Source organism: Isoptericola sp. MSGPD8_1_ISO-PGPR-S23-394 (assembly GCF_058072785.1).
Genome location: NZ_CM176517.1, coordinates 46,858 through 70,652 on the forward strand (window position 1 = coordinate 46,858; position 23,795 = coordinate 70,652).

At 72.3% G+C, this 23,795-nt stretch carries 23 protein-coding genes and 1 riboswitch; of the genes, 15 read left to right on the forward strand and 8 right to left on the reverse strand.

What is annotated here, in order from left to right; translation table 11 throughout:
• Nucleotides 1-414 precede the first annotated feature (414 nt).
• Together AC3RJ8_RS00230 and AC3RJ8_RS00235 are read left to right on the forward strand one after the other, a co-directional pair.
• Nucleotides 415-1,509: a type I restriction enzyme HsdR N-terminal domain-containing protein gene (locus AC3RJ8_RS00230; RefSeq protein ID WP_489713971.1), complete on the forward strand. Its 1,095-nt coding sequence runs from the start codon at nucleotides 415-417 to the stop codon at nucleotides 1,507-1,509.
• A 64-nt stretch (nucleotides 1,510-1,573) separates the two neighbouring features.
• Nucleotides 1,574-1,828, forward strand: a complete 255-nt coding sequence (locus tag AC3RJ8_RS00235; protein WP_489713972.1) for a hypothetical protein — start codon at nucleotides 1,574-1,576, stop codon at nucleotides 1,826-1,828.
• A gap of 54 nt (nucleotides 1,829-1,882) precedes the next feature.
• Here the strand turns inward: AC3RJ8_RS00235 and AC3RJ8_RS00240 are convergent, their stop codons facing one another.
• Nucleotides 1,883-2,848: an IS481 family transposase gene (locus AC3RJ8_RS00240; protein ID WP_489713973.1), complete on the reverse strand. Its 966-nt coding sequence runs from the start codon at nucleotides 2,846-2,848 to the stop codon at nucleotides 1,883-1,885.
• 113 nt (nucleotides 2,849-2,961) lie between these two features.
• Here AC3RJ8_RS00240 and AC3RJ8_RS00245 point away from each other — a divergent pair, with 113 nt between their 5' ends.
• From AC3RJ8_RS00245 to AC3RJ8_RS00280, 8 genes are all read left to right on the forward strand, one after another.
• Nucleotides 2,962-3,279, forward strand: coding sequence for a hypothetical protein (locus tag AC3RJ8_RS00245; protein WP_489713974.1), 318 nt, complete (start codon nucleotides 2,962-2,964; stop codon nucleotides 3,277-3,279).
• Between the two features lie 114 nt (nucleotides 3,280-3,393).
• Nucleotides 3,394-5,397 (forward strand): carbohydrate-binding protein, encoded by a 2,004-nt coding sequence (locus tag AC3RJ8_RS00250; protein WP_489713975.1) that lies wholly within the window; start codon nucleotides 3,394-3,396, stop codon nucleotides 5,395-5,397.
• Nucleotides 5,398-5,563: 166 nt separating this feature from the next.
• On the forward strand, nucleotides 5,564-6,631 hold the full coding sequence (locus AC3RJ8_RS00255) for a LacI family DNA-binding transcriptional regulator (RefSeq protein WP_489713976.1): 1,068 nt from the start codon (nucleotides 5,564-5,566) through the stop codon (nucleotides 6,629-6,631).
• Nucleotides 6,632-6,660: 29 nt separating this feature from the next.
• Nucleotides 6,661-8,289, forward strand: coding sequence for an FAD-dependent oxidoreductase (locus tag AC3RJ8_RS00260; protein WP_489713977.1), 1,629 nt, complete (start codon nucleotides 6,661-6,663; stop codon nucleotides 8,287-8,289).
• 51 nt (nucleotides 8,290-8,340) lie between these two features.
• Entirely contained in the window at nucleotides 8,341-9,648 is a 1,308-nt protein-coding gene (locus AC3RJ8_RS00265; protein ID WP_489713978.1) for an ABC transporter substrate-binding protein, read from the forward strand.
• On the forward strand, nucleotides 9,645-10,577 hold the full coding sequence (locus AC3RJ8_RS00270) for a carbohydrate ABC transporter permease (RefSeq protein ID WP_489713979.1): 933 nt from the start codon (nucleotides 9,645-9,647) through the stop codon (nucleotides 10,575-10,577). The genes AC3RJ8_RS00265 and AC3RJ8_RS00270 overlap by 4 nt, the downstream gene beginning before the upstream one ends.
• Nucleotides 10,567-11,526: a carbohydrate ABC transporter permease gene (locus AC3RJ8_RS00275; protein ID WP_489713980.1), complete on the forward strand. Its 960-nt coding sequence runs from the start codon at nucleotides 10,567-10,569 to the stop codon at nucleotides 11,524-11,526. The genes AC3RJ8_RS00270 and AC3RJ8_RS00275 overlap by 11 nt, the downstream gene beginning before the upstream one ends.
• Before the next feature lie 125 nt (nucleotides 11,527-11,651).
• Nucleotides 11,652-12,269 carry a hypothetical protein gene (locus tag AC3RJ8_RS00280; protein WP_489713981.1) on the forward strand — a complete coding sequence of 206 codons (618 nt, stop codon included), beginning with the start codon at nucleotides 11,652-11,654 and terminating at the stop codon, nucleotides 12,267-12,269.
• A 196-nt stretch (nucleotides 12,270-12,465) separates the two neighbouring features.
• Here the strand turns inward: AC3RJ8_RS00280 and AC3RJ8_RS00285 are convergent, their stop codons facing one another.
• Entirely contained in the window at nucleotides 12,466-13,392 is a 927-nt protein-coding gene (locus AC3RJ8_RS00285) for an SDR family oxidoreductase (protein ID WP_489713982.1), read from the reverse strand.
• Nucleotides 13,393-13,522: 130 nt separating this feature from the next.
• Here AC3RJ8_RS00285 and AC3RJ8_RS00290 point away from each other — a divergent pair, with 130 nt between their 5' ends.
• The gene (locus tag AC3RJ8_RS00290; RefSeq protein WP_489715669.1) at nucleotides 13,523-14,017 is read left to right on the forward strand and encodes a low molecular weight protein-tyrosine-phosphatase; all 495 of its coding nucleotides are present in this window, start codon (nucleotides 13,523-13,525) and stop codon (nucleotides 14,015-14,017) included.
• Here the strand turns inward: AC3RJ8_RS00290 and AC3RJ8_RS00295 are convergent.
• The 4 genes from AC3RJ8_RS00295 to AC3RJ8_RS00310 are packed head-to-tail and all read right to left on the reverse strand — an operon-like array spanning nucleotide 14,014 to nucleotide 16,981.
• The gene (locus AC3RJ8_RS00295; RefSeq protein WP_489713983.1) at nucleotides 14,014-15,135 is read right to left on the reverse strand and encodes an alpha/beta hydrolase; all 1,122 of its coding nucleotides are present in this window, start codon (nucleotides 15,133-15,135) and stop codon (nucleotides 14,014-14,016) included. The genes AC3RJ8_RS00290 and AC3RJ8_RS00295 overlap by 4 nt on opposite strands.
• A 50-nt stretch (nucleotides 15,136-15,185) precedes the next feature.
• Nucleotides 15,186-15,989, reverse strand: coding sequence for a Nif3-like dinuclear metal center hexameric protein (locus tag AC3RJ8_RS00300; protein WP_489713984.1), 804 nt, complete (start codon nucleotides 15,987-15,989; stop codon nucleotides 15,186-15,188).
• Nucleotides 15,990-15,999: 10 nt separating this feature from the next.
• Nucleotides 16,000-16,584 (reverse strand): DnaJ family domain-containing protein, encoded by a 585-nt coding sequence (locus AC3RJ8_RS00305; RefSeq protein WP_489713985.1) that lies wholly within the window; start codon nucleotides 16,582-16,584, stop codon nucleotides 16,000-16,002.
• Between the two features lie 58 nt (nucleotides 16,585-16,642).
• Nucleotides 16,643-16,981 carry a hypothetical protein gene (locus AC3RJ8_RS00310; RefSeq protein ID WP_489713986.1) on the reverse strand — a complete coding sequence of 113 codons (339 nt, stop codon included), beginning with the start codon at nucleotides 16,979-16,981 and terminating at the stop codon, nucleotides 16,643-16,645.
• 71 nt (nucleotides 16,982-17,052) lie between these two features.
• On the opposite strand from AC3RJ8_RS00310, the gene AC3RJ8_RS00315 reads away from it, so the two are divergent.
• Entirely contained in the window at nucleotides 17,053-17,412 is a 360-nt protein-coding gene (locus AC3RJ8_RS00315; protein ID WP_489713987.1) for a MerR family transcriptional regulator, read from the forward strand.
• On the opposite strand, the gene AC3RJ8_RS00320 is transcribed toward AC3RJ8_RS00315, so the two are convergent.
• Entirely contained in the window at nucleotides 17,404-17,817 is a 414-nt protein-coding gene (locus AC3RJ8_RS00320) for a hypothetical protein (RefSeq protein WP_489713988.1), read from the reverse strand. The genes AC3RJ8_RS00315 and AC3RJ8_RS00320 overlap by 9 nt on opposite strands.
• Before the next feature lie 18 nt (nucleotides 17,818-17,835).
• Between AC3RJ8_RS00320 and AC3RJ8_RS00325 the strand changes: the two genes are divergently transcribed.
• On the forward strand, nucleotides 17,836-19,005 hold the full coding sequence (locus tag AC3RJ8_RS00325; protein ID WP_489713989.1) for a pyridoxal phosphate-dependent aminotransferase: 1,170 nt from the start codon (nucleotides 17,836-17,838) through the stop codon (nucleotides 19,003-19,005).
• Between the two features lie 12 nt (nucleotides 19,006-19,017).
• Here the strand turns inward: AC3RJ8_RS00325 and AC3RJ8_RS00330 are convergent, their stop codons facing one another.
• Nucleotides 19,018-19,452, reverse strand: coding sequence for a CBU_0592 family membrane protein (locus AC3RJ8_RS00330; protein WP_489713990.1), 435 nt, complete (start codon nucleotides 19,450-19,452; stop codon nucleotides 19,018-19,020).
• Nucleotides 19,453-19,593: 141 nt separating this feature from the next.
• Here AC3RJ8_RS00330 and AC3RJ8_RS00335 point away from each other — a divergent pair, with 141 nt between their 5' ends.
• Together AC3RJ8_RS00335 and gcvP are read left to right on the forward strand one after the other, a co-directional pair.
• Nucleotides 19,594-20,502: a LysR family transcriptional regulator gene (locus tag AC3RJ8_RS00335; RefSeq protein WP_489713991.1), complete on the forward strand. Its 909-nt coding sequence runs from the start codon at nucleotides 19,594-19,596 to the stop codon at nucleotides 20,500-20,502.
• A gap of 139 nt (nucleotides 20,503-20,641) precedes the next feature.
• Nucleotides 20,642-20,733, forward strand: a riboswitch (glycine riboswitch).
• Between the two features lie 149 nt (nucleotides 20,734-20,882).
• Entirely contained in the window at nucleotides 20,883-23,795 is a 2,913-nt protein-coding gene (gcvP, locus tag AC3RJ8_RS00340; protein WP_489713992.1) for an aminomethyl-transferring glycine dehydrogenase, read from the forward strand.

Genomic DNA, 23,795 nt, shown 5'->3' on the forward strand with positions numbered 1-23,795 from the left:
GGGCGGGGCCGCGGGGGACCTGACACCAGGTCCTCCGCGGCTCTGCCTGCGGCGTCGGCGCACCAGCCACTCCTGGTGAGCCTCGACGTCCAGAGCCGCAGGAAGCCGAGTGTCTCCACCACGCCAGCATGGTTGACCGGCGCCAGCCCGGACACCCCGGCAACGCCGCCCGCCACCACGTGGGTGGAGAGAGCGATCAGGATGCCCACCGGCTCGCCGACGTACCCCGCGTGAGTCCGGTCCGCACGAGCCGACCGCGGAGGGGCCTTCCCCGACTCGTTCATGGCCCGCCTCCTGGGACGAGCCTGGGGAGGATCGCGATTTCACCCACCGAAGGCCTTCCGGTGGAGCGACAGGAGCGACCCGCGCCGATATGTTGCCCAGGCGACAGTGTTGTCTGACGAGGAGCTTCAGGTGGAGATCGGCGAACGACTGACGTCATTGGCGACGAAGATCCAGCAGCAGAAGCCCACCATCGAGACAGAAGAGGCGACGAAGAATGCCTTCGTCATGCCGTTCATCTCCTTGGTCCTCGGCTACGACGTCTTCGATCCGAACGAGGTCATCCCCGAGTTCACGGCGGACGTCGGCACGAAGCGTGGCGAGAAGATCGACTACGCCGTCGTCACCGGCGGCGAGGTGCAGATCCTCATCGAGGCGAAGACCGTCGGCGCCCCGCTCACCCTCAATCATGCGTCGCAGCTCTTCCGGTACTTCGCCACGACGAATGCGCGGATCGCGATCCTGACGAACGGTCAGCACTTCCACTTCTTCACCGACCTCGACCGCCCCAACCGGATGGACGACAAGCCGTTCTTGCAGCTCGACCTCTTGGATCTTGACGAGTCGCTCGTCCCGGAGGTGCAGAAGCTCACCAAGGAGTCGTTCGACCTCGATTCCGTGGTCAACGCCGCCGAGGAGCTCAAGTACATCGGTGCGCTGAAGAGGGCTTTGGGCTCCCAGTTCCGCGAGCCGGACGACGAGTGGGTCAAGAACCTCACCAACCGGGTCTACGACGGGTCCTTCACTCAGCGAGTGAGGGACCAGTTCCGGGTCCTGACCTCGAAGGCGATGAAGCAGTTCCTCGCGGATCAGGTGAACGACCGCCTGAAGGCGGCGTTGGGCGGCCAGGCCTACACGGACTCCGCTGCTGCAGCGATCTCGGGCACGGAAGCCGCCGCGGAGAGCACTGCCGACGCAGAGGTCAGCGACGATCGTGGGATCGAGACGACCTTGGAGGAGGTGGAGGGCTACCAGATCATCCGAGCCATCACGTGCAGCGAGGTCGCACCACCGCGGATCGTCCACCGAGACACCAAGAGCTACATGGGCATACTGCTGGACGACAACAACCGGAAGCCGATCGCGCGGCTCCACTTCAATACCGCCCAGAAGTACCTGGGGCTCTTCGACGAGGACAAGGTCGAGACCCGGCACGCGATCGACACGCTCGACGAGATCTACGAGCACGCGGAGCATCTTCGCCGGACGGTCCACCACTACGCGTAGGGCCTGTCGACAGCCGGCCGGTCGCGTCTATGCTCCCAGCACGACCCGACGTCTGGAGCGATGAATGACCGACGCACGCACACCGGCCCCGTGGAACGTGACCGCGGTGCCGGTCGGCGCGGCCATGTTCCTCGTCGCGGAGGTGGCGCTCTACGCGTTCTTCGGGAACCCTCGCAGCGCGCTGTCCGTCGTCACGGTGTGGTTCCTCGTGGCGTTCGTCGTGCAGTTCTGGGGTTCGCGCTCCGACCGGATCACCGCGCTCGCCGCGCTCGTGCTGATGGCTGTCGTGGCGTACCTGCTGGTTGTCCTGGGCGGGTAGCAGCACGTCGGGGGGTCTCGCCGTGTGGCGCAGCGACGCCCTAGGTGTACCCGGTCATGAGGTTGGTGCCAGCCGACTGGTCGGGGGTAGGCCATTGAGGGCTTGGTGGCGGCGTCGGGTGTTGTAGTACTCGATCCAGGGTGCCAGGGCTGCGGTGCGTTCGTCGTTCGAGGTGAAGACCTGCCGGTAGGCCCATTCGGTGGCCAGGGTGCGGTTGAGGCGTTCGACCTTGCCGTTCTGCCAGGGGCAGTGCGGCTTGATGAACTTCTGCCGGATGCCGTGGGCGGCGCAGATCTCGCGCAGGGACCAGCGGTAGGCCCAGGCGTTGTCGGTCATGAGGCGTTCGATCCGGGTGATGCCGTGGGCGGCGAAGTAGACGATCGCACGGTCCAGGAACGCGGCGCAGGTGGTGCCCTTCTCGTCGGTGAGGATCTCGGAGTAGGCCAGGCGGGAGTGGTCGTCCACGAGGGAGTGGACGTAGTCGTAGCCGGTCCCGTTCTTGCGGTCCCGGTTGTCCCCGGCGCCGCGCCCGTGGGCACGCCAGCCGCCACCGTCGGGGATGCGGCCGAGCTTCTTGACGTCCATGTGGACCAGCTCACCGGGTCGGTCTCGTTCGTAGCGCACGGCAGTCGTCTTCGAGGCGCGCAGGAGTTCGCCGGTCATCGGGTCCAGCAGCGCCAGGTGTGGCATGCCGTGACGGGCCAGGATCCTCGAGACGGTCCGGGCCGGCACCCCAAGCTCGGCCGCGATCTGGTCGCGCCCGCGCCGCTCGGCCCGGCGCATGGCGACGACCCTGGCCTCGACCTGACGTGGGGTCCTGGTCGGGCAGTGGTGCGGGCGCGAGGACCGGTCGGCCAGGCCGGCCTCGCCCTCGCCTGCGAACCGGTGCAACCAGTAGCGGACACACTTGCGCGAGACGCCCATCGCCGCAGCGATGTGGGCCTGCTTCCAGCCCCGGCGGCGACGCTCGACGATCAACATCCTGCCGCGAGCGGTCAGACGGGCATTAGCGTGGGACACGAGGACCTCCGGGTTGTGAAGACTTCAGACATCTCCACTAAGCCCGGAGGTCCTCCCTCTCGCCAACCGGAACTGGCACCAACCTCATGACCGGGTACACCTAGGCTCGGCGCATGAACGCTGACAAGGCTTCGACCGGCTCCTCGTCCTCCCTGACCCGGAGCTTCCTGACGATCGCGCTGGTCGAGGGCGCGCTCCTGGGCACGGCGGTGATCCTCCTCGCGCTGGACGTCATCCCGTTCAACGCCTTCCTCGGGGTGATCGTTGTGTGCGTGGCGGGCACGGGCATCGCGTTCCTGCGGGTGATCCGCGGGGCGCAGCGCACCGCGTCGTCCGACGCCGGGTCGGACGCCGGGCCGGGCTCCGGCACGGGCGCGAACAGCACGAACCCCGAGTCGACGATCGACCGGTCGAACCCGTTCACCCGCTAATAATGCGCATCATCTCGTTGACCTGAGTCGCGCGGCCTCCGGAGACTGCCGGTGCCGGGCGGGTCCCGGCGCCCGTCGGTGACGACGCCGTCGGGCTCACCGACGGAGGTCAACGTGAGACGCAGACGATCCCCCGGAGGCCGCCGACCGGCGGCGTTCGCCACCGCAGCGGTACTGACCCTCGGCGCTCTCGTGGCGCCGCCGTCCGCCGCGGCAGCCCCGGCAGCCGCAGCGGCCCCGGCAACGGCCCCGGCCGCCGCGACAGAGGCCGACGACGAGCCGGCGCTCCCCGAGTTCGCCTTCTCGGGCCGGGTCATCGACAAGGACGCGATGATCTACAACCCGACGGACGAGTTCATCTTCCCGAGCATCTTCCCGGCGGGCGAGCACCTCGCCGACCCGCTCGGCGAGTGGTACCTGTACTACGCCCCGCACGACGACCCGGGCGGCATCTCTCTGATGTATGCGGACTCCCTCGAGGGACCGTGGACCGAGTACGCGGCGAACCCGCTCATCACCAACGAGTGGCCCCCGTACTACGACCACGTCCCGCACGTGTCCTCGCCGGACGCCGTCTGGGACGAGGCCACCGGGCAGGTGCTGCTGTACTTCCACGGGAGCAACTCCACGACCCGCTGGGCCTCGTCGGACGACGGCGTCACGTTCGGCGACTCGGGCGTCGCGGTGACGAACGCCGACGGTGGTGCGGGCACCACCGAGACGTCGTACGCCCGGGTCTTCGAGCACCCGGACCCGGACTCGGCGTACCGGTGGGGCATGTTCTACATGCAGAACCGCACCGACAACCTCCGCCGCATCAAGATGGCGGAGTCGGTGGACGGCAAGAGCTGGGACGTGCGGCCGGACCCCGTCGTCGTCCCGGACGCCGAGACCGGGCAGAACGTGTCCGGCGGCAACCTGTTCACCTGGCAGGGGCAGGACTACCTCACTTATCACGGCTCCTCGGGCGTCACCTATGCCCGCACGATCGACCCGACGGTGACCGAGATCGGACCGCAGCAGGTCCTGCACCGTGCCTCGGGCGTCGGGGACGACGTCGGCCGCGTGGCCGCCCCGGAGATCGTCACCGAGGGTGCGGACACGTACCTGTTCTACGAGTCCGGGGACCGGCTCGGTGCCACCATCGCGTACGCGACCCGGGTGGAGCCCACGCCGCCCGACCCGGACCCGCTGCGCGAGCAGTGCAGCGGTGCGGCGTCGGACGAGTTCGACGGCGGCGACCTCGGCGAGCGATGGGACGTCGTGAACCCTGACGGTGCGCGGCACGAGGTGGCCGACGGCGCGCTGACGGTCCCGACGTACCGCTCGGGCGTGGCGGGGGCGTCGTTCCCGGTGCAGACCGTCCCGGACGGACCCTGGGAGGTCACCACGGAGGTGGACGTCGACCCGCGCGAGCGCTACCAGCAGGCCGGCCTGATCCTGCACACCGCGGGTGACACGTACGCGAAGGTCGACTACGGGTTCGGTTCGAACGGGCTGCGGTTCTCGTACATCTGGCGGCAGGACGGCTCCGAGCGCAACGCCTCGATCGACACGCCGCCGGTCCCGGCCGGCACCGGGACGACGGTCTGGCTCCGGCTGACGAGCGACGGGACGAACGTGCTCGCCGCGGCCTCGACGGACGGGCAGGAGTTCGCGACGATCGGCCGTCCGGTCCCGCTGGCCGAGCTCGCGCCGACGGGCGTCGGGGTCTCTGCCCTGCGTGGTGCCACGTCGGCCCCCGAGATCGAGGCGACCTTCGACTGGTTCCGGTGGACGCCGACGGCGGAGGAGTCGGCCGCGTGCGACGCCCGCACGTGGGACGCCACCGCGGTGTACGACGACGGCGCGACGGTCGCGCACGACGGCGTCACGTGGGAGGCGCTCTGGTGGAGCCGCGGTGACGTGCCGGGGGCGAGCGTGCACGGGCCCTGGGCCGAGAAGGGTGCCACCTCGGACTGCGGCGAGGCGTGGACGGCGAGCGCCGTGCACGAGGCGGGTGACGTCGTCGTGCACGCCGGTCACCGCTGGTCCGCGGCCTGGTGGACCCGGGACCAGGAGCCGGGGGCGTCGCCGTGGGGTCCGTGGCAGGACGAGGGAGCGTGCGCCCGGGGGTGAATCGTCCGCCCGGATAATGCGCCAGGAAGGGCCCTCAGCCGCAGCAGCATGCGGCTGAGGGCCTTTTCGCGGGCGCGATAATAATGCGCATAATCGCCTTGTTGACGACGCCTCGGCCCGGGCAGACTCTCGATCACGTCGCAGTCACCGGATCGAGGAGGATCGGATGCCGAAGCGTCGCATCACCCAGGCCGACGTCGCCGCCATGGCCGGCGTCAGCCAGGCCACCGTGTCGTTCGTGCTGAACGACCGGCTGCCCGCCGGTGTCCGCCTCAGCGCGGAGACCCGGCAGCGCGTGCTCGACGCGATCCGCATCACCGGCTACTCCGCCAACCCCGTGGCCCAGCGGCTCGCGGGCGGGCGCAACCAGATCATCGGCGTCTTCACGTACGAGGCGACGTTCCCCGGCGGCGGCCGGGACTTCTACGGCCCGTTCCTCGTCGGGATCGAGCACGCCGCCGAGCAGCTCGGCATCGACATCCTGCTCTTCACCAGCGCACGGGTGGTCGAGGGCCGACGTCGTCTCACCCGGGACGGCTGGCAGCGCCTCGGCATCGCGGACGGCTGTCTGCTGCTGGGCCAGCACGAGGACCGCAGCGAGCTGCAGCACCTGCTGGACACCAACTACCCGTTCGCGTTCATCGGCAAGCGGTCCAGCGAGGGCGGGCGGCTCCCCTACGTGGGGGCCGACTACACCAGCGCCACGCGCCGCGTGGTCGAACGGCTCGTGGCCCTCGGCCACCGGCGGATCGGCTACGTCGGGGCGATGGGCACCGACCAGCCGACCACCGACCGCTGGGAGGGCTACCGCGACGCGGTGCGCGACGCCGGACTCGGCGCACGCCTCGTCCCGGAGGAGGAGCCGGACGAGATCGTCGCGGCGGTCGTCGAGCAACAGCTCACCGCCGTCGTCCTCTCCCCCGAGCGCGACCCGGAGGAGCTGCACGACGCCCTCGCGCGACGCGGGCTCGACGTCCCGGGCGACGTGTCGGTCCTGCTGCTCGGTCAGCCGCACCACCGGCTGCGGCGCCCGCAGCAGTGGTCGGGGTACGCGATCCCCCGGGAGGAGATGGGCGCCCGGGCGCTCCTGCTCCTGTCCCGGCTCGTCGCGGGCGAGGACGTCCCCGACGACGAGCTGCACCGCCTCCTGGAGTGCGCGGAGGTCGACGGCGCCACGGTCGCGGCGCCGGCCCCGCACGACGCCCGCCCCACCCCCGACTCCCTCGTCCCGTGACCCACCCCTCGACAGATCGGACCGCACCCGTGCCCACTACCGAGACCGACCTCACCACCGACGTCCTCGTCGTCGGCGGCGGTCTGGGCGGCGTCGCCGCAGCCCTCGCCGCCACCGAGCGCGGCGCCCGCGTCGTGCTCACCGAGGAGCACCCGTGGATCGGCGGCCAGCTCACGTCCCAGGGCGTCCCGCCGGACGAGCACCCCTGGGTGGAGGACTTCGGCGTCACCCGTCGCTACCGCGCGGTGCGCGACGGCGTCCGGGACGTGTACCGGCGCCGGTACCCGCTGACGGCGGCGGCCCGGGCCCGCGAGGACCTCAACCCCGGCGCGGGCTGGGTGTCGAAGCTGTGCCACGAGCCGCGCGTCGCCGTCGGCGTCCTCGAGGAGATGCTGCTGCCGGCTCGCGCCGCGGGCCGCCTCACGCTGCTGGAGCGCGTCCGTCCGGTCGCGGCCGACACCGACGGCGACACGGTGCGTGCCGTGACGCTGGAGTCCGTGCTCGACGGCTCGCGGACCACGGTGACCGCGGGCTACGTGCTCGATGCCACGGAGACCGGCGAGCTGCTGCCCCTGACGGGCACCGCGTACGTCACCGGGTTCGAGTCGCGGGAGGTCACCGGCGAGCCGAGCGCCCCGGCGACCGCGCAGCCGCAGAACGTGCAGGCGCTGAGCGTCTGCTTCGCCGTCGAGCACACCGACGGCGACCACACGATCGACCGCCCCGAGCGGTACGACTTCTGGAGCTCCTACCGGCCCGGCCCGTGGAACGGCGAGCGGATGCTCTCCTGGCACGCGCCCAACCCGCGCACGCTCGACATGGACGTGCGCAGCTTCACGCCGGACCCGGGCGACGACGCGGGCGCGGTCGTGGCGGACCAGTCCCGCAACCCCGGCGACGGCAACCTGTGGACGTTCCGTCGCATCCTCGCTCGCGATCAGTTCGAGCCCGGCGCGTTCGCCGGTGACGTCTGCCTGGTGAACTGGCCGGCCATCGACTACTTCCTCGAGCCGGTGCTCGACGTCCCGCGCGACGTGGAGCTCGCACGGATCGAGGACGCCCGGCAGCTCAGCCTCTCGATGCTCTACTGGATGCAGACGGAGGCCCCGCGGCCCGACGGCGGCACGGGATTCCCGGGTCTGCGCCTGCGACCCGACGTCATGGGCACCGCCGACGGGCTCGCCCAGGCGGCCTACCACCGCGAGGGCCGCCGGATCTGCGCCGTGACCACCGTGACGGAGAACGACGTCTCCTACGCCGTGCGCGGGGACCGCGGCGCCACCCGCTACGACGACAGCGTGGGCGTCGGCATGTACCGCATCGACCTGCACCCCTCCACCGGCGGGGACACCTACATCGACGTGCCGTCCACCCCGTTCGAGATCCCGCTCGGCGCGCTGCTGCCCGAGCGCACGACCAACCTGCTGGCCGCCGCGAAGAACATCGGCACCACGCACATCACCAACGGTTGCTACCGCCTGCACCCCGTGGAGTGGAACGTGGGCGAGGTCGCCGGGCACCTCGCGGCGTTCTGCACCGAGCGCGGCGTGCGCCCGCACGACGTGCACGCCAAGCCCGACCTGCTCGCCGACCTCCAGGGGGAGCTCACCGCCGCCGGGGTCGAGATCCGCTGGGCCGACGGCGCGCACCCGTACTGACGGCAGTCCCCCACGCTGCACCCACCGCCCATCCAGTTCGAAGGAGCACTGATGCACACCACCCGACGCCGCGGCCTCGCCGCGGCCACCGCGACGGCGGCGATCCTGGCCCTGACGGCCTGCGGCTCGTCCGACCCGGAGACCGCCGGCGAGCCCGAGGCGCCGGGCGAGCCGGTGCCCCTGACGATGACCGTCTGGACGGCCGACGAGGCACAGCTGGCCCTGTTCCAGTCCATCGCCGACGCCTACGTCGCCGAGCACCCCGACCTGGTCTCCGAGGTGACGTTCGAGGCGATCCCCTTCGACGACTACACGACGTCGCTCACCACACGCCTCGCGGGCGGCAACGCCCCTGACCTGGCCTGGATCCTCGAGAGCTACGCCCCCGAGTTCGTCGAGAGCGGCGCGCTGGTCGACGTGCGGCCGGTCCTCGAGCGCACCGAGGGGTACGCCTACGACGACCTGCTCGACAGCTCGCTGGCGCTGTGGCAGCAGGACGAGGCGCTCTACGCCTACCCGTTCTCGAACAGCCCGTTCGCGATGTTCGTCAACACCGACCAGCTGGAGGCGGCCGGGCAGCCCTCGCCCGCGGACCTCGTGGCCTCCGGGGAGTGGACGTACGACGCGGCCCGCGACGCCGCCTCGGCGGCCGCCGAGGAGTCGGGCAAGCAGGGGCTCGTGGTGCGGGACTTCGACTACAAGGTGTGGGAGAACCTCTCGACGGTCTGGGACGGCTGGGACGCCGCCCCGTGGAGCGCCGACGGGGCCACCTGCACCTTCACGGACCCCGCCATGGTCGACGCCATGACCTGGATCCACGACGCGACGTTCGACGACGGCGCGATGCCCGGTCCGGGCACGACCGCCGACTTCTTCGCCGGCGACGCCGCGATGACGATCACGCAGATCTCGCGCGCCTCGGCGCTCGACGAGAGCTTCGCCTGGGACGTCGTGCCGCTCCCCGCCGGTCCGCAGGGCCGTCAGAACGTCATCGGTCAGGCGGGCATCGGCGTCTTCGCCCAGGGCGAGCACCCCGACGTCGCGGCGGACTTCCTGGCGTGGTTCACCGACCCGGAGAACGCCGAGCAGCTGGCGACCTACTTCCCGCCGCCGCGCGAGTCGCTCCTGACGGCCGACGTCCTGGGGGCCGCGAACCCGCTCCTCAGCGAGGAGCAGCTCCAGGCGGTCGTCGTGGACGGCATCGCCGACGCCGTCACGAAGCCCGCCCACCCGAGCTTCGCGAAGCTGCAGGAGACGGTCCGCGCCGGTCTGGACCCGCTGTGGACGCCGGACGCCGACGTCGAGGCGGTGCTGGCGGACGTGTGCGCGTCGATCGACCCGATCCTGGCGGGCTCATGACCTCGACGCCGGTCGCCGCGCGGCCGCGGGTGCGCACGTCGCGCACCCGCGGCTCCGCGGCGCAGCGTGACCGCGTGGTGGGCTACGCCATGGTGGCCCCGCAGGTGCTGGGCACGGTCGTGTTCGTCATCGTGCCGCTGCTCACCGTCGTCTGGTACTCCCTGCACGAGTGGAACGTGCTCGCCGGCACGTTCACCTTCAGCGGCACGGCGAACTACGAGCGGATGCTCGCCGACCCCGGTCTGCACGACTCGCTGGTCGCCAGCCTCTGGTTCTCCGTGGGCCTGGTGGTGCTCAACGTGTCGCTCGCCCTGCTCCTGGCGGTGCTCCTCGACCAGAAGCTGCCGGGCACGACGACGTTCCGCACGTTCTTCTTCTCGCCCGTCGTGGTGTCGCTGGTGGCCTGGACGATCGTGTGGAGCTTCCTGCTGCAGGACGACGGCGGCATCAACGGGTTCCTCGCGATGCTCGGTGTCGACGGCCCGAACTGGCTGCGCAGCGGGCCGACGGCGATGCTCGCCGTGATCGTGGTGCAGGTCTTCAAGAACGTGGGCCTCAACATGATCCTGTTCCTCGCCGCGCTGCAGAGCGTCCCGGAGGAGGTCCAGGAGGCGGCCCGCATCGACGGCGCCGGGGCGTGGCGGCGGTTCCGCTCGATCACGCTGCCGCTCATCAGCCCGACCGTGCTGCTGGTGTCGATCCTCACCGTCGTGGGGTCGCTCGAGGTGTTCGCCCAGATCGACGTGCTCACCGGCGGCGGGCCCGGCACCTCCACCACGGTGCTCGTCTACTACCTGTACCAGCAGGCCTTCCAGTTCAACGAGTTCGGTTATGCGAGCGCGGTCTCCGTGCTCCTGTTCGTCATCGTCCTGGTGCTGACCCTGATCCAGTGGCGCACGCGGAAGAGGTGGGTCCACGATGAGGTCTGACGTCACGTCCGCCCCGGTCGCCGGCCCGGCGACCGACGACCCCCCGGACGGCGGGGGGCTGCCGAGACGGGGCGGTCTGCCGGCCGTGGGCGACCTGCCGGTCGCGCGCCGCCGTCGTCGGCCGCGTCTGGTCCGGGGTCTGCTCGTCGCGCTGCTGGTGGTGCTGAGCGTCCCGTTCGTCTTCCCCACCTGGTGGATGGCGACGTCGAGCCTGAAGCCGATGAGCGAGATCCTGCGCGTCCCGCCCACGCTGTGGCCGCAGGACGTGTCGTGGGGCGCCTACGGCGACGTGTTCGCGCTGCAGCCGTTCGCGCAGCAGTACTGGAACAGCCTGTACATCGCGGCGCTGGTGACCGCCGGGACGATCCTGGTGGCGGCGCTGGCGGGCTACGCGTTCGCCCGGATCTCGTTCCCCGGCGCCAACGCGCTGTTCGTCCTGGTGCTGGCGGGGATGCTGGTGCCGGCCGAGGTGACGATCGTGCCGCTGTTCCGCATGGTCAACTCCCTGGGGCTGATCGACACGCACTGGCCGCTGATCGTGGTGCCGATCTTCGGGGCACCGAGCGTGCTCGCCACGTTCATCATGCGGCAGTTCTTCCTCGGGCTGCCGCGCGAGCTCGAGGAGGCGGGCCGCATGGACGGGCTGGGCCGGTGGGGGATCTTCTGGCGGATCGCGTTCCCGCTCGCCCGGCCGGCCGTGGCCGCCGTCGCGATCTTCACGTTCCTCAAGTCCTGGAACCTGTACCTCGAGCCGATCGTGTACCTGTCCAGCCGGGAGAACTTCACGCTGCCGCAGGCGCTGACGCAGTACGTGGACGCGTACGGCGGGCCGATGTGGAACGTCCAGCTCGCCGCGACGACGCTCACGGTGATCCCGGTGCTGGTGGTGTTCCTCGTCGCGCAGCGCCAGTTCGTGCAGGGGCTGGCGCACTCGGGACTCAAGGGGTGACAGGTGTCGGTGACAGGTGTCACACCGTTGCCGAATCGTTGCCCGCCCGGGACGACTTCATCCTGTCGTGAAACGCTTTCCGTCCGGTAGGTTGCGCTGCGACACGCGACGACGCGGGAGGTTTCATGATCAGCCGACGACGGTGGGCGATGACGACGGCGGGCTGCGCGGCACTGCTGCTGGCGGGCTGCGCGGGTGCCGACGAGCCCGGGGCGGGGGGCGAGGCCTCCCCGAGCGCGGTGGCCGACACCGTGCCGGCCGCGGAGAGCAGCTGCGGTGACGGTGTGGCCGTCACGGCCGAGGGGTCGGCGGACTCCGAGGACATCTACACGGCGGTGGCGGTCGTCCGCGTCGCCGCCGACGGTGCCGCGACGGTGCGCGACGAGTGGGGCCGCGGGGAGGCCGCCGGTGCGGTCGCGGCGTCCGGGGCGACGGAGAACCAGCAGGCGATGGTGCGCGACGCCGTCGAGGGCGGGCTCCTCGACGTCGCCGAGGCGCCGCAGTTCGACGCGCCCGAGGAGCTGCTGGCAGACGTCGAGAAGGGCACGTACGTGCTCTACGCGTTCGCCGAACGGTCCACCGAGACCGTCACGCTCACCTGCGGCGACGGCAGCGACGCGGTCGACGCTTCCGTCACCTCTTTCGAGGAGGTCGAGGTCGGGGCGGCGGACTGCGCCGCCTCGCCCGACCCCGTCACCGAGTACGTCGCGGCCGACGCCATCGACTACTGCGACCGGGCGTAGAAGAACCCGCGGGGTGGAGTGGTCTCCCGCCGTGCTGGACGATGGCACGGCACCCGCGGGTCCCGGTGGTCACGGGTCTCAGCCCGTGACCACCTCGCTGGTCCGAAGAGTCTTCACTTCTCGGATCACCTCCTTTCGACGTACCCCGACGCTATGCCCGACGACGGGACGTGCCAAGGGAATTTCCGGGCCGCGATCACCCCGGCCCGGCCTGATCGTCCCGCAGGAGGTGCTGCCACTCGCGCGGGTAGTCGTCGATCCACTGCTCGAAGGAGCGCGCCGGTCGGCCGACCAGCCGGGAGACGTCGTACGACACGTGCGCGAGCTCACCCGCCGCGATGGCCGTGTACGACGACACCCAGCCGGCGAGCTCGACGTCCGAGGCGCCGAGCCCCGCCCGGGACGCGTACGCCTCCTCGACCGACTCGGAGTGGTAGGTGATCTGCCGCCCGGTCGCCAGGGTGAGCAGGGCCGCCACCTCCGTCAGGCTCAGCGCGATCGGCCCCGTCACGTCGTACGTGACGCCGTCGTGCCGGCGCGGGTCCTCGTCGAGCAGGACGGCGGTCGCGACGTCCGCGACGTCGTCGTGCGCCACCGAGGCCACGCGTCCGTCGCCCGCCGGGCCGCGGATGACGTCGTCGTCGCCCACGAAGCTCGCCAGCGCCTGGTGGTACAGGTTGTCGCGCAGCACCGTCCATCGCAGCCCGCTGCGGCGCAGGTGCTGCTCGGTGGCCCAGTGGTCCCGGGCGAACGTGAACGTGGCGTCCGGTGCGGCGCCGACGAACGAGATGTACACCAGCCGTTCGACACCGGCGGCGACGGCGGCGTCGATGGTCGCGGTGTGCAGGGCGACCCGGTCGGCGGACTCGCGGGCGCTGACGAGGAACACCGTCTGCACCCCGTCGAACGCCGCGCGCATCCCTGCGGCGTCCTCGTAGCCGTCGGCCGTCGCGATCTCGCACTCCGGCAGCGGGCGGCCGTCACCGAGCCGCGGCACGCGCGAGCGGTCGCGGAGCACCAGCCGCTGGTGGGCACCCTCGGCCGCCAGCCGGAACGCGAGGCGAGAGCCCAGCCGCCCGGAGGCACCGGTCACCGCGATCAGACCGTCTGCAGACCACCTCATGCAGCAACGCTACGTGCGTGCCCGCCGTGCCGCGCGATCTGAGGCGAGCCACGGAAGGGCGAGCCACGAGGGCGAACCGCGCCGGTGAGTCTGCGAGCATGTGGCCGTGAGCTCCGAGACCTTGCGCGTGATGACCGTCTGCACCGGCAACATCTGCCGCTCCCCCATGGCCCAGGTCGTGCTGCGCGACCGGCTCGCGGCCGCGGGCCTCGACGAGCGTGTCGTGGTCGACTCGACCGGCGTCAGTGACGAGGAGGACGGCAACCCCGTCGACCCCCGGGCGCGTCGGGTCCTCGCGGCGCACGGCTATCCGACCGGCGACGGTCACCGCGCCCGTCAGGTCCGTGCGGACCAGCTCGCCGAGCGGGACCTGGTGCTGGCCATGACCACTCGGCACGCCCAGGCGCTGCGGATGCTCGCGGACGGTACAGATGTCGACATCCGGATGTACAGGTCCTTCGACCCCGCCGCTCCCGCCGTCCCCGCGGGCGGCGACGAGTCCGTGCTCGACGTCGACGACCCCTGGTACGGCGACCAGGACGGCTTCGAGGTCTGCCTCGCCGAGATCGAGGCGGCCGCCGACGGCGTCGTCGACCACGTCCGCGCCGCCCTCCGCCCTCGCTAGGTGCGACCGCGGCGCCCGGGGAACCAGCGCCGCCAGCCGCGCGGCTCCGGTGCCGGCTCCGGGGCACGGCGAGGGGGCACGTAGGCGCGGAACCAGCGCTCCGTCTCGAACCAGACGACGTCCCGCACCTCGGGAGCCGACAGCGTCACGTCGTGCAACGCCCCCTCGACGCGGGCGAGCGTGGTGACCCGGCCGAGCTGCGGCACCCGGGCGGCGATGCCGACCACGTCGAGCACCGTGTCCGTGCGCATCATGTCCTCGCTCCAGCGCACCGGTGGCGTCGAGCGGGCCGAGAGCAGCACGAGGATCGGCACGTCGATCGACAGGCCGCGCGCGACCCGGTCGTGCCCGGAGAAGATCGCCGCCAGCCAGGCCGGCGTGGCGCGCCACCCCGCGTCGGGCCGCCACGCGCTGTCGATCGGCCACGCGCCGTCGTGCCGCGCCGAGATGGACCGCGCGTAGAACCCGAGGTCGAGGTTCACGAGCTGGCTGCGCGGGGCGATCGCGGCCTGGGCCCGGATGCTCGGCTCGAGCACCAGCCGACCGACCTTGCGCGTCTGAAACTCGAGCCACGGGCTGTTCAGGACGAGCGCGTCGGCGCGGCCCGGGCGGTGGTGCGCCCAGAGGCTGAGGACGAGCCCGCCGGTGGAGTGGCCCATGAGGACCAGGCGGCGGCCGGTGCTCCGCTGCGGTCCGTGCCCCATCTCGGCCAGGGCCGCCTCGATGTCCTCGTCGTACGTGCGCAGGCTGGTGACGAACCCGGGGGTGTGGTGCGGCCGCAGGCTCCGCCCGTACTTGCGCAGGTCGAGCGCGTGGAACCGGACACCGAGCCCTTCCCAGAAGTCGGCGAGGTGCGTCTGGAAGAAGTAGTCCGTCCAGCCGTGGACGTACAGCACGTCCACGCCCGCGTCGTCCGGCAGGGGGGCCTCGCGGCGCCGTCGGACCAGCGTCGCGACGACCTCGCCCTCGAAGTCCGGGTCCAGGGCGAGGGAGCGTTGCTCGAAGCCGTCCAGGACGTCGGGCACCCAGCCCTCGACCGGGGCGGACCCGGTCGGGGCGGGCCCGGTCGGCGTCGGCCCGGAGGGCGTCGGCCCGGGTGCGGGAACGGCAGGGTGCATGCCGGAAACGTAGGCCCCGCGCCGACGCGGCGCGACCGGGCGGACCCGTCTCACACCGTGGCGAAGAGGTCCGGGGTCGGGAGGAACGTCACCGGCAGCCCCGGCACGACGTCACGCAGCCGCTCGGCGAAGAGGCGCATCCCGGCCTGCTCGCTGGGCAGGTGCCCGGCGACGACGAGCCCCGTGCCGTCGAGGCGTGCGAGGTCCGTGGCATAGGCACCGGTCTCCCACTCGTGCGCCTCGCCCACCACGACGGCGTCCACCTCCGCGGCCCGCAGCAGCGCACGGTTGCGGGCGAACCCGCGGAAACCCAGGTCGAGCCCAACCCGCCGGACCGTGCGGTGCGGGTCGCCCAGGTACCGCGCCTGCGTCGAACCGAGCGCCGCGGCCACGTGCCCGGCCAGCGCGGACACCGTCGTCGGGCCGACGACGCAGCACGCCAGCCCGCGGGACGCGGCCTCGGCGTCCAGCGTCCAGCCGAGCGCGCGGGCGGTGCCCTCGTCGATGCCGTCGGGACGGCGGTCGTGCCAGGCGTCGTGCACGCGCCACACGACCAGGCCGTGCTCGGCGAGCAGGGCGGCCTTCGCGGCGTGCACGGGGTCCTCCTCGCGCAACAGCTCCGGCGTCGCGGCGCCCTGGTGGTCGTAGAAGAGCGGTTCGTGCGTCACGACGACGTTCGCGCCGGCCGCCACGGCACGGTCGAGGACGTCGAGCGTCGCGAGGGTCGTCACGGCGATGCCGCGCACGACGGCGGACGGGTCGCCCGCGTCGAGGCCGTCCACCGTCGTCGGGCGGGCCCGCAGGCCGAGGGTCGACTCCGTGCGGGCCATGAGGTCGGCGACGGTGCAGGTCATGGGGGTGAGGCTACCGACGGCGCTGACGCCAGCGGGAGACCTCCCGTTCGACGTCGCGCGTGGGCGTCACGACCGGCGGGCCGCCGGTGAGCTGCCGACGCGCGTCGATCACCCGCGCGTTGAAGTCGGCGACGATCTCGCGGACGCGCTGCTCGTCGTGCTCGTGGTCCAGGGTCTCGTCCATGGCCGAGTGCTCCGCGCGGAGCTGCGCCGCGGGCAGGACACCGGTGATCTGCTCCCGCTCGACCAGGTTCTTCAGCCACCAGTCGGGGTCCTGCGTCCCCCCGATGCCGGGCAGCGGCTTGCCCTGCAGCGGCAGGTCGTCGAACTCGCCGCGGCGGATCGCCTGGTCGACGACCGTGTCCACCCACAGGGCGCGGTCGTCCATCCGGCGTCGGGGCTGTGCCTCGGCGGCAGCGTCCTGATCGGTCGACGCATCGCCGGCCTGCGCCGCGCCGGTCTTCGACTCGTCGGCCGGCCCGGCCTGTTCGCGGGCGACCTCGCGGTCGATGCGGTACTGCGCGGCCCGGCGCGCGGGATCCTGCTCGGCCGGGCGAGTGCCGGTGTCCGGGCGCTCACGGAAGTGGGCATCCATGGGTTTCACGGTACCGAGAGCACCGTGGTCGGGCAGGTCGTGCGCCGCGCCCCCGCCGTCACCGCGCCGGTTCGACCGAGAGGGTCCGGGCCAGCAGCGCCACCATGGTCAGGCTGAGCAGCACGCCGGCGAGGCTCGCGAGGCCGAGCTCGCCGCGCACGGCGTAGGACGCCACGGACACGCCGAAGATCCCGGCGGCAGCGGCGAAGCTCGCGAGGAGCGCCGGCCGGGCGAGCCGGCGCGGCAGCAGGGCGCTGACGACGAGCCCGACGCACAGCAGCAGGTCGGGGACGAGGAAGATGTTGTCCGTCCGGAACGTGCCGTGGACGAAGAAGAAGGCGAAGGTGACGAGGCTGAGGGCGACCGCCACGGTCCGGGTCGCGACGAGCTCGTGCATGGGGGCTCCTGGGAGGAAGGCATCGTGTGACACTGACGACCATGAACCATGCAGCTGCTGCAGGGTCAACCATGTCGATCAACGAGCTCGCCACGGGTCACGGGCTGACCCCGGCGACGATCCGTCACTACGAGAAGCTCGGGCTCCTCGATCACCGCCATGTCGCTCGGCGGCCGAACGGGTACCGCGTGTTCAGCCCGCTCGCCTCCGAGAGGCTGCGGCTGATCCGGCTGGGCCGGCTCGTGGGGTTCGGCCTGCGGGAGATGGCCGGCCGGCTGCGGCACTGGGACGACGGCACGATGACGGCCGAGGAGAAGAAGCAGGCGCTCCGTGCTCAGCGGGCGCTGGTGCGCGAGCGCATCGACGAGCTGTGCGAGATCGACCGATACCTCGACCGCCAGATCGCGAAGGACTGCTCGTCCTCAGCGTGAGCTCTGGGTGCGCGTCAGGTCGGCGACGGGTTCGCCCGCGGTGAATCCGGCGGCGAGGTAGGTGGCGAGCGCGCCGCGGGCCTCGACGGTCACCGCCCCGGGAGGAAGCACGCGACCGCTCGTGAGGTCGGCCTCGATCTGGTGGGCGACCCGGTCGTCGTCGAGGGCCGAGGGGTTCATCGCCAGGCGGAGGAGGTCGTCGCCGTCGAACATGCCGATCGCGACGATCGATCCGTCGACCGTCCAGCAGCGCAGGTCCGCGGCCGACCTCTCGGCGCCGACCATCGAGTGCCACCCGAGGTCTCCTGGATGCAGGAACCCCGGCCAGCCGGCCGTCTGCCACCCGCTCAGCGTCGTGGCGATCTCGGCGAGCCGGGCGACGGGCGGCGTCGTCAGCGTGGTCATCACGGCATCATGGTCCCCATGAAGGTCTCGCGCCGCAGCCACGTCCCGCCGTTCGCCGTGATGGAGGTGCTCGCCGCGGCCAACGCGCGCCGGGCCGCCGGCCACGACGTGCTCAACCTGTGCGCCGGCGAGCCGTCCACGGGCGCCGCCGACGTGGTGCGCGAACGGGCGGCGGACCTGCTGCGCCGGGCGGACCTCGGGTACACCGAGGCCCGCGGTGTCCCGGCGTTGCGCGCCGAGATCGCCGGGCACTACGCGCGCTGGTACGACGTCGAGGTGGACCCGGCCCGGATCGCCGTGACGACCGGGTCGAGCGGCGGGTTCGTGCTCGCGTTCCTCGCGGCGTTCGACGTCGGCGACCGTGTCGCGCTGGCCCGCCCCGGCTATCCCGCCTACAAGAACATCCTCGCCGCGCTCGGCTGTGAGGTGGTCGAGCTCGACTGCGGGCCGGAGACCCGCTACCAGCCCACCGTGTCGCAGCTCATGGAGGCGTACTACGGGGGCGGGCTCGACGGCGTGATGGTGGCCTCCCCGGCGAACCCGACCGGGACGATGATCGCCCCGGCCGAGCTCGACGCCGTCGCGCGCTGGTGCCACGAGCACGAGGTGCGGCTCATCAGCGACGAGATCTACCACGGCATCGCCTACAGCCAGGACGTCCAGCAGGCGACCGCGGCCGTGCACACCGACCGCGGCGCCGTCGTCGTCAACTCCTTCTCGAAGTACTGGGCGATGACGGGCTGGCGGCTCGGATGGCTGGTGCTGCCCGACGAGCTGGTCGGGCCGGTCGACGCCCTGGCCGGGAACGTCGCCCTCTCTCCCCCGGCCCTGGCGCAGCACGCGGGGATCGCCGCGTTCTCGGCCGCGGGGTACGCGGCCGCGGCCGAGAACGTCGAGCGCTACGCGACGTCGCGCACCGCGCTGCTCGACCGGGTGGACGAGCTCGGGTGGCGACCGGTGGCCCCGGCCGACGGCGCGTTCTACCTGTACGGGAACGTGTCCCGGTTCGGCCTGGACTCGGTGACGTACTGCTCGCGCCTGCTGGCCGAGGCCGACGTCGCGATCACGCCGGGGACGGACTTCGACGGCGAGCGGGGCCGCGACTGGGTGCGGTTGTCCTTCGCCGCGGCCCCCGACGTCGTGACGCGCGCCGTCGACCGGATCGTGGCCTGGCAGGCGACCCTCTGAGCGGGCGGAGGGTCAGCGGACGGCGAGCGGCGTGCGCACCGTGAGGTGGTCGACGGGCTCCGCCGACGCGGTCGGCTCGGCGAGGACCGCGGCGGCCGCGGTCTCGGCGAAGGCTCCCTCCGCGAAGCCGCCGTCGGTGTACGTCGGCTCGGTGTACGCCTGCTCCGCGTACCGGGCCCGCCGGCGGGTGTCGCGGCGTGCGCGGACGATCATGAGGACGGCCTGCGCCCCGATGACCATCCAGGCGACGTTCGCGGCGACCGACGGCCACACGCCGTGGACGGCGGCGACGAGGAACAGCATCGAGGTCGCACAGAGGTTGGCGGCCTGGAACTGGATGGAGTTGGGTGCCCAGCGACCGCGGGACACCTGGAAGTAGGCGACGAGGCCGACGATGGCGCCGACCCAACCGAGAGCGGTGACCACGGACAACAGGTACGGCAACATACGAGCCTCCTCACGGGGGATTCAGGTGGGATGGCGCCGGCCTCGGACCAGTGACTCTGACGGGCGCCGGGGTCAATGCTGCGACACGAAACACGTTCAGCACAATTGAATCTTTCTGCAGATGGCGCTTAGCATCGCTACATGGCCACCGACCCACGAAGGCTTGCCTTCCTCCTTGCCGTGCACCGCGCCGGCGGCGTCCTCGCCGCGGCGGATCTTTTGCATGTGACGCCCTCTGCCGTGTCCCAGCAAATCGCTCGTCTGGAGGCTGAGGAAGGCTTCCCGGTGCTGGACAGAGGGCCGCGCGGCGTCACCCTGACGCCCGCGGGCCGCGTGCTCGCCGATGTCGCCGAACGCATCGAGGCCGAGCTCCTGGAGGCCCGCCAGGAGATCGCGAACCTCGGCGAGGGCGTCACCGGGACGGTGAAGGTCGGCGCCTTCCAGTCGGCGATCCGCGCGGTCGTCGCCCCCCTGCTCGCGCCGCTCGCCGAGGAGCACCCCGGCGTCACCATCGACGTCCGCGAGCACGAGCCGGCCGAGTCCGTGCGGATGCTGCGCGCCGGCGACCTCGATGTCGTCCTGCTCGAGCACGACGGCGACGTCGACGCTCCCGCACCTCGAGGCGCCCATGACGTCCCGCTGCTCGACGAGCCCTGGCGGCTCGTGGTGCCGGTGTCCCTGCCGACCCCCGAACGGCTCGACGACCTGCGGGACATGCCCTGGGTCGGGGCCCTCGGCGGGACGGCCGCCGACCGCGCCCTGCGCCGGCTCGGGCGCACGCTGGGGACGACCATCGAGGCCCGCCACGCCTACTTCGACTTCGACACCGCGCTGGCGCTCGTCGCCTCGGGCCAGGGCATCGCCATGCTCCCGGCGCTCGCCGTCGAGAGCGGCGAGGTGCCCGACGGCGTCGACGTCGTGGCGATGCCCGGTCTCGGCTCACGCCGGGTCATCGTGCGCCACCGGGCCACCCGGCACGAGCCCGGCCCGGCCGTGCGGGCCGTCGTGGACGCGATGGTCGACGTCGCCCGCCAGCTCGAGCTCAGCTGACCCGGCCGAGGTAGCGCCCGTCCGGCCGAGGTAGCGCTCGTCCGGCCGAGGTAGCGCACGTCCGGCCGAGGTAGCGCTAACGCGCGCTCGGGTGCGCTCCACCTCGGCGGTAGACTGCGCGGACAATCGCATAGCCGCTCGAACCGCGACGGGAGAGCCCGGCCCAGGCCGGCGCCGAAGGAGCAAACCCTCCCCGGGAATCTCTCAGGCCCCCTGTACCGTCACGGCGAGGCAACTCTGAAAAGTGGCCGGACGCCTGCGGGCGGGCGGCCCACCGACGGTGCAAGTCGGCGCGCCCCGTACAGGCGGACCGGCAAAACTCTCAGGTCCCATGACAGAGCGGGGAGGGTCCTCGTCCACCGACCCTCGGAGCGCTCCTCGTGACCCACTCCCCCTTCGACCCGGACGTCTTCGCCGACCGGCACATCGGCCCGCGCGGGTCCGAGACGACGGCGATGCTCGACCAGCTCGGGTACGCCGACCTCGACGCCCTGGTCGACGCCGCCGTCCCCGCGTCGATCCGCGAGCGGGAGCCGCTCGACCTGCCGCCCGCCCGCAGCGAGGCGGAGGTGCTGGACCACCTGCGCGCGATCGCCGCGAAGAACCAGGTCAAGCGCCAGATGATCGGCCTCGGGTACTACCCGACCATCACTCCCCCGGTCATCCGCCGCAACGTGCTCGAGTCGCCCGCGTGGTACACCGCGTACACGCCGTACCAGCCGGAGATCTCCCAGGGCCGCCTGGAGGCGCTGCTCAACTTCCAGCAGGTCGTCGAGGACCTCACCGGCCTCGAGATCGCGGGTGCCTCCCTGCTGGACGAGGCGACCGCCGTCGCCGAGGCCGTGGCCCTGATGTGGCGGGCCTCGCGCGCCAAGCAGGGGTACGTGGTGCTGGACGCCGAGCTGTTCGGCCAGTCGCTCGAGGTGACGCGGGGTCGTGCCGAGGCGGTCGGCCTGCCCGTCGTCGTCGTCCCGCTCGACGGCGGCCTGGACGCGGGTCTCGCCGCGTTCGAGGCCGCCGGCGGCGTCCTGCCGGCGGGTGACCTCGTCGGCGTGGTGGTGCAGCAGACGGGAGCCTCGGGCAGGGTGCTCGACGCGCGGGGGGTCGTCGCGGAGGCCAAGGACCGCGGTGCGCTGGTCACGATGGCCACCGACCTGCTGGCGCTGACGATGCTCGTCTCCCCCGGCGAGCTCGGTGCCGACATCGCCGTGGGGTCGGCGCAGCGGTTCGGGGTGCCCCTGTTCTACGGCGGGCCGCACGCGGCGTACATGGCGGTGCGCAAGGGGCTGGAGCGCCAGCTGCCCGGGCGGCTCGTCGGCGTCTCCGTCGACGCGGACGGCGCGGTGGGATACCGGCTCGCTCTGGCGACGCGGGAGCAGCACATCCGCCGCGAGCGGGCGACGTCGAACATCTGCACGGCGCAGGCCCTGCTGGCCATCGTGGCGTCGATGTACGCGGTCTACCACGGACCCGAGGGCCTGCGCGCGATCGGCGAGCGGGTGCACGGCCGGGCCGTGGCGCTCGCCGGTGGTCTCCGCGCCGCCGGCGTCCCGGTGGTCCACGAGGCGTTCTTCGACACCGTGCGCGTCGCGGTGCCGGGGCGCGCGGAGGCGGTCGGTGTGGCGGCGGCCGACGCGGGCTACAACCTGTACGTGGCGGACGGTGATCATGTACAGATCGCCTGCGACGAGACGACGACCGAGGCGGACGTCGCGACCCTGCTGCGTCTGCTCGACGCGGCGCCGGCGGACGCGGCCGAGGACATCGGGCTCGGCGACGCGCTCCTGCGCGGCACGGACTACCTGCAGCACCCCGTGTTCCACCAGCACCGGTCGGAGACGGCGATGCTGCGCTACCTGCGCGCCCTGAGCGACAAGGACCTGGCGCTGGACCGCACCATGATCCCGCTGGGCTCGTGCACCATGAAGCTCAACGCGACCGCGGAGATGGAGCCCATCAGCTGGCCGGGCTTCGCGGACCTGCACCCGTACGTGCCCGTCGACCAGGCGCAGGGCTACGTGGAGCTGGTCGGGACCCTCGAGGCGCAGCTCGCCGAGATCACCGGGTACGCCGCGGTGTCGGTCCAGCCCAACGCCGGCTCGCAGGGTGAGCTCGCCGGCCTGCTCGCCATCCGGGCGTACCACGCCTCGAAGGGGCAGGAGTCGCGAGACCTGGTGCTCATCCCCGCCTCGGCCCACGGCACCAACGCCGCCTCCGCCGCGCTGGCCGGGCTGCGGGTCGTGGTCGTGGCCACCGCGGACGACGGCGAGATCGAGCTCGACGACCTGCACGCGAAGCTGGCGCAGCACGGCGAGCAGGTGGCGGGGATCATGATCACCTACCCGTCCACGCACGGTGTGTACGAGGAGCACGTCCGCGAGGTGTGCGCCGCCGTACATGATGCGGGCGGTCAGGTGTACATCGACGGTGCGAACCTCAACGCGCTCGTCGGTCTGGCCCGGCCGGGCCGGTTCGGCGGCGACGTCTCGCACCTCAACCTGCACAAGACGTTCTGCATCCCGCACGGCGGTGGTGGTCCCGGCGTCGGGCCGGTGGCCGTCGCCGAGCACCTGGCGCCGTTCCTGCCGGGCGACCCCACGCCGTCGGGCACGGGCGGCGCGAGCCGGTCCGGGGGAGTGCCGCCGGTCTCGGCGGCCCCGCACGGCTCGGCCGGCATCCTGCCGATCTCGTACGCCTACCTCGCGCTCATGGGGCCCGACGGGCTCACGGCGGCCACGCAGCACGCCGTGCTCACCGCGAACTACGTCGCCTCCCGGCTCGCCGGCCACTACCCGGTGCTCTACACCGGTGCGGACGGCCTGGTGGCCCACGAGTGCATCCTCGACCTGCGTCAGATCACCGCGGAGACCGGCGTCACCGTCGACGACGTGGCCAAGCGCCTCGTCGACTTCGGCTTCCACGCCCCCACGATGGCGTTCCCGGTGCCGGGGACCCTCATGGTGGAGCCCACCGAGTCCGAGGACCTCGCCGAGCTCGACCGGTTCGTGGAGGCGATGGTCGCCATCCGCGGCGAGATCGACGCCGTCGCCGCCGGGCGCTGGGCGGTCGAGGACTCCCTGCTGCGGCACGCGCCCCACACCGCGGCCTCGCTGCTCGGCGGCGACTGGGACCGCCCCTACAGCCGCGAGCAGGGCGCCTATCCCGTGGCGAGCCTGCGCCGCGCGAAGTACTGGCCCCCGGTGCGCCGGATCGACCAGGCCCACGGTGACCGCAACCTGCAGTGCTCCTGCCCGCCGATCGACGCCTACGCCGAGACTCTCGGTGAGAGCTGA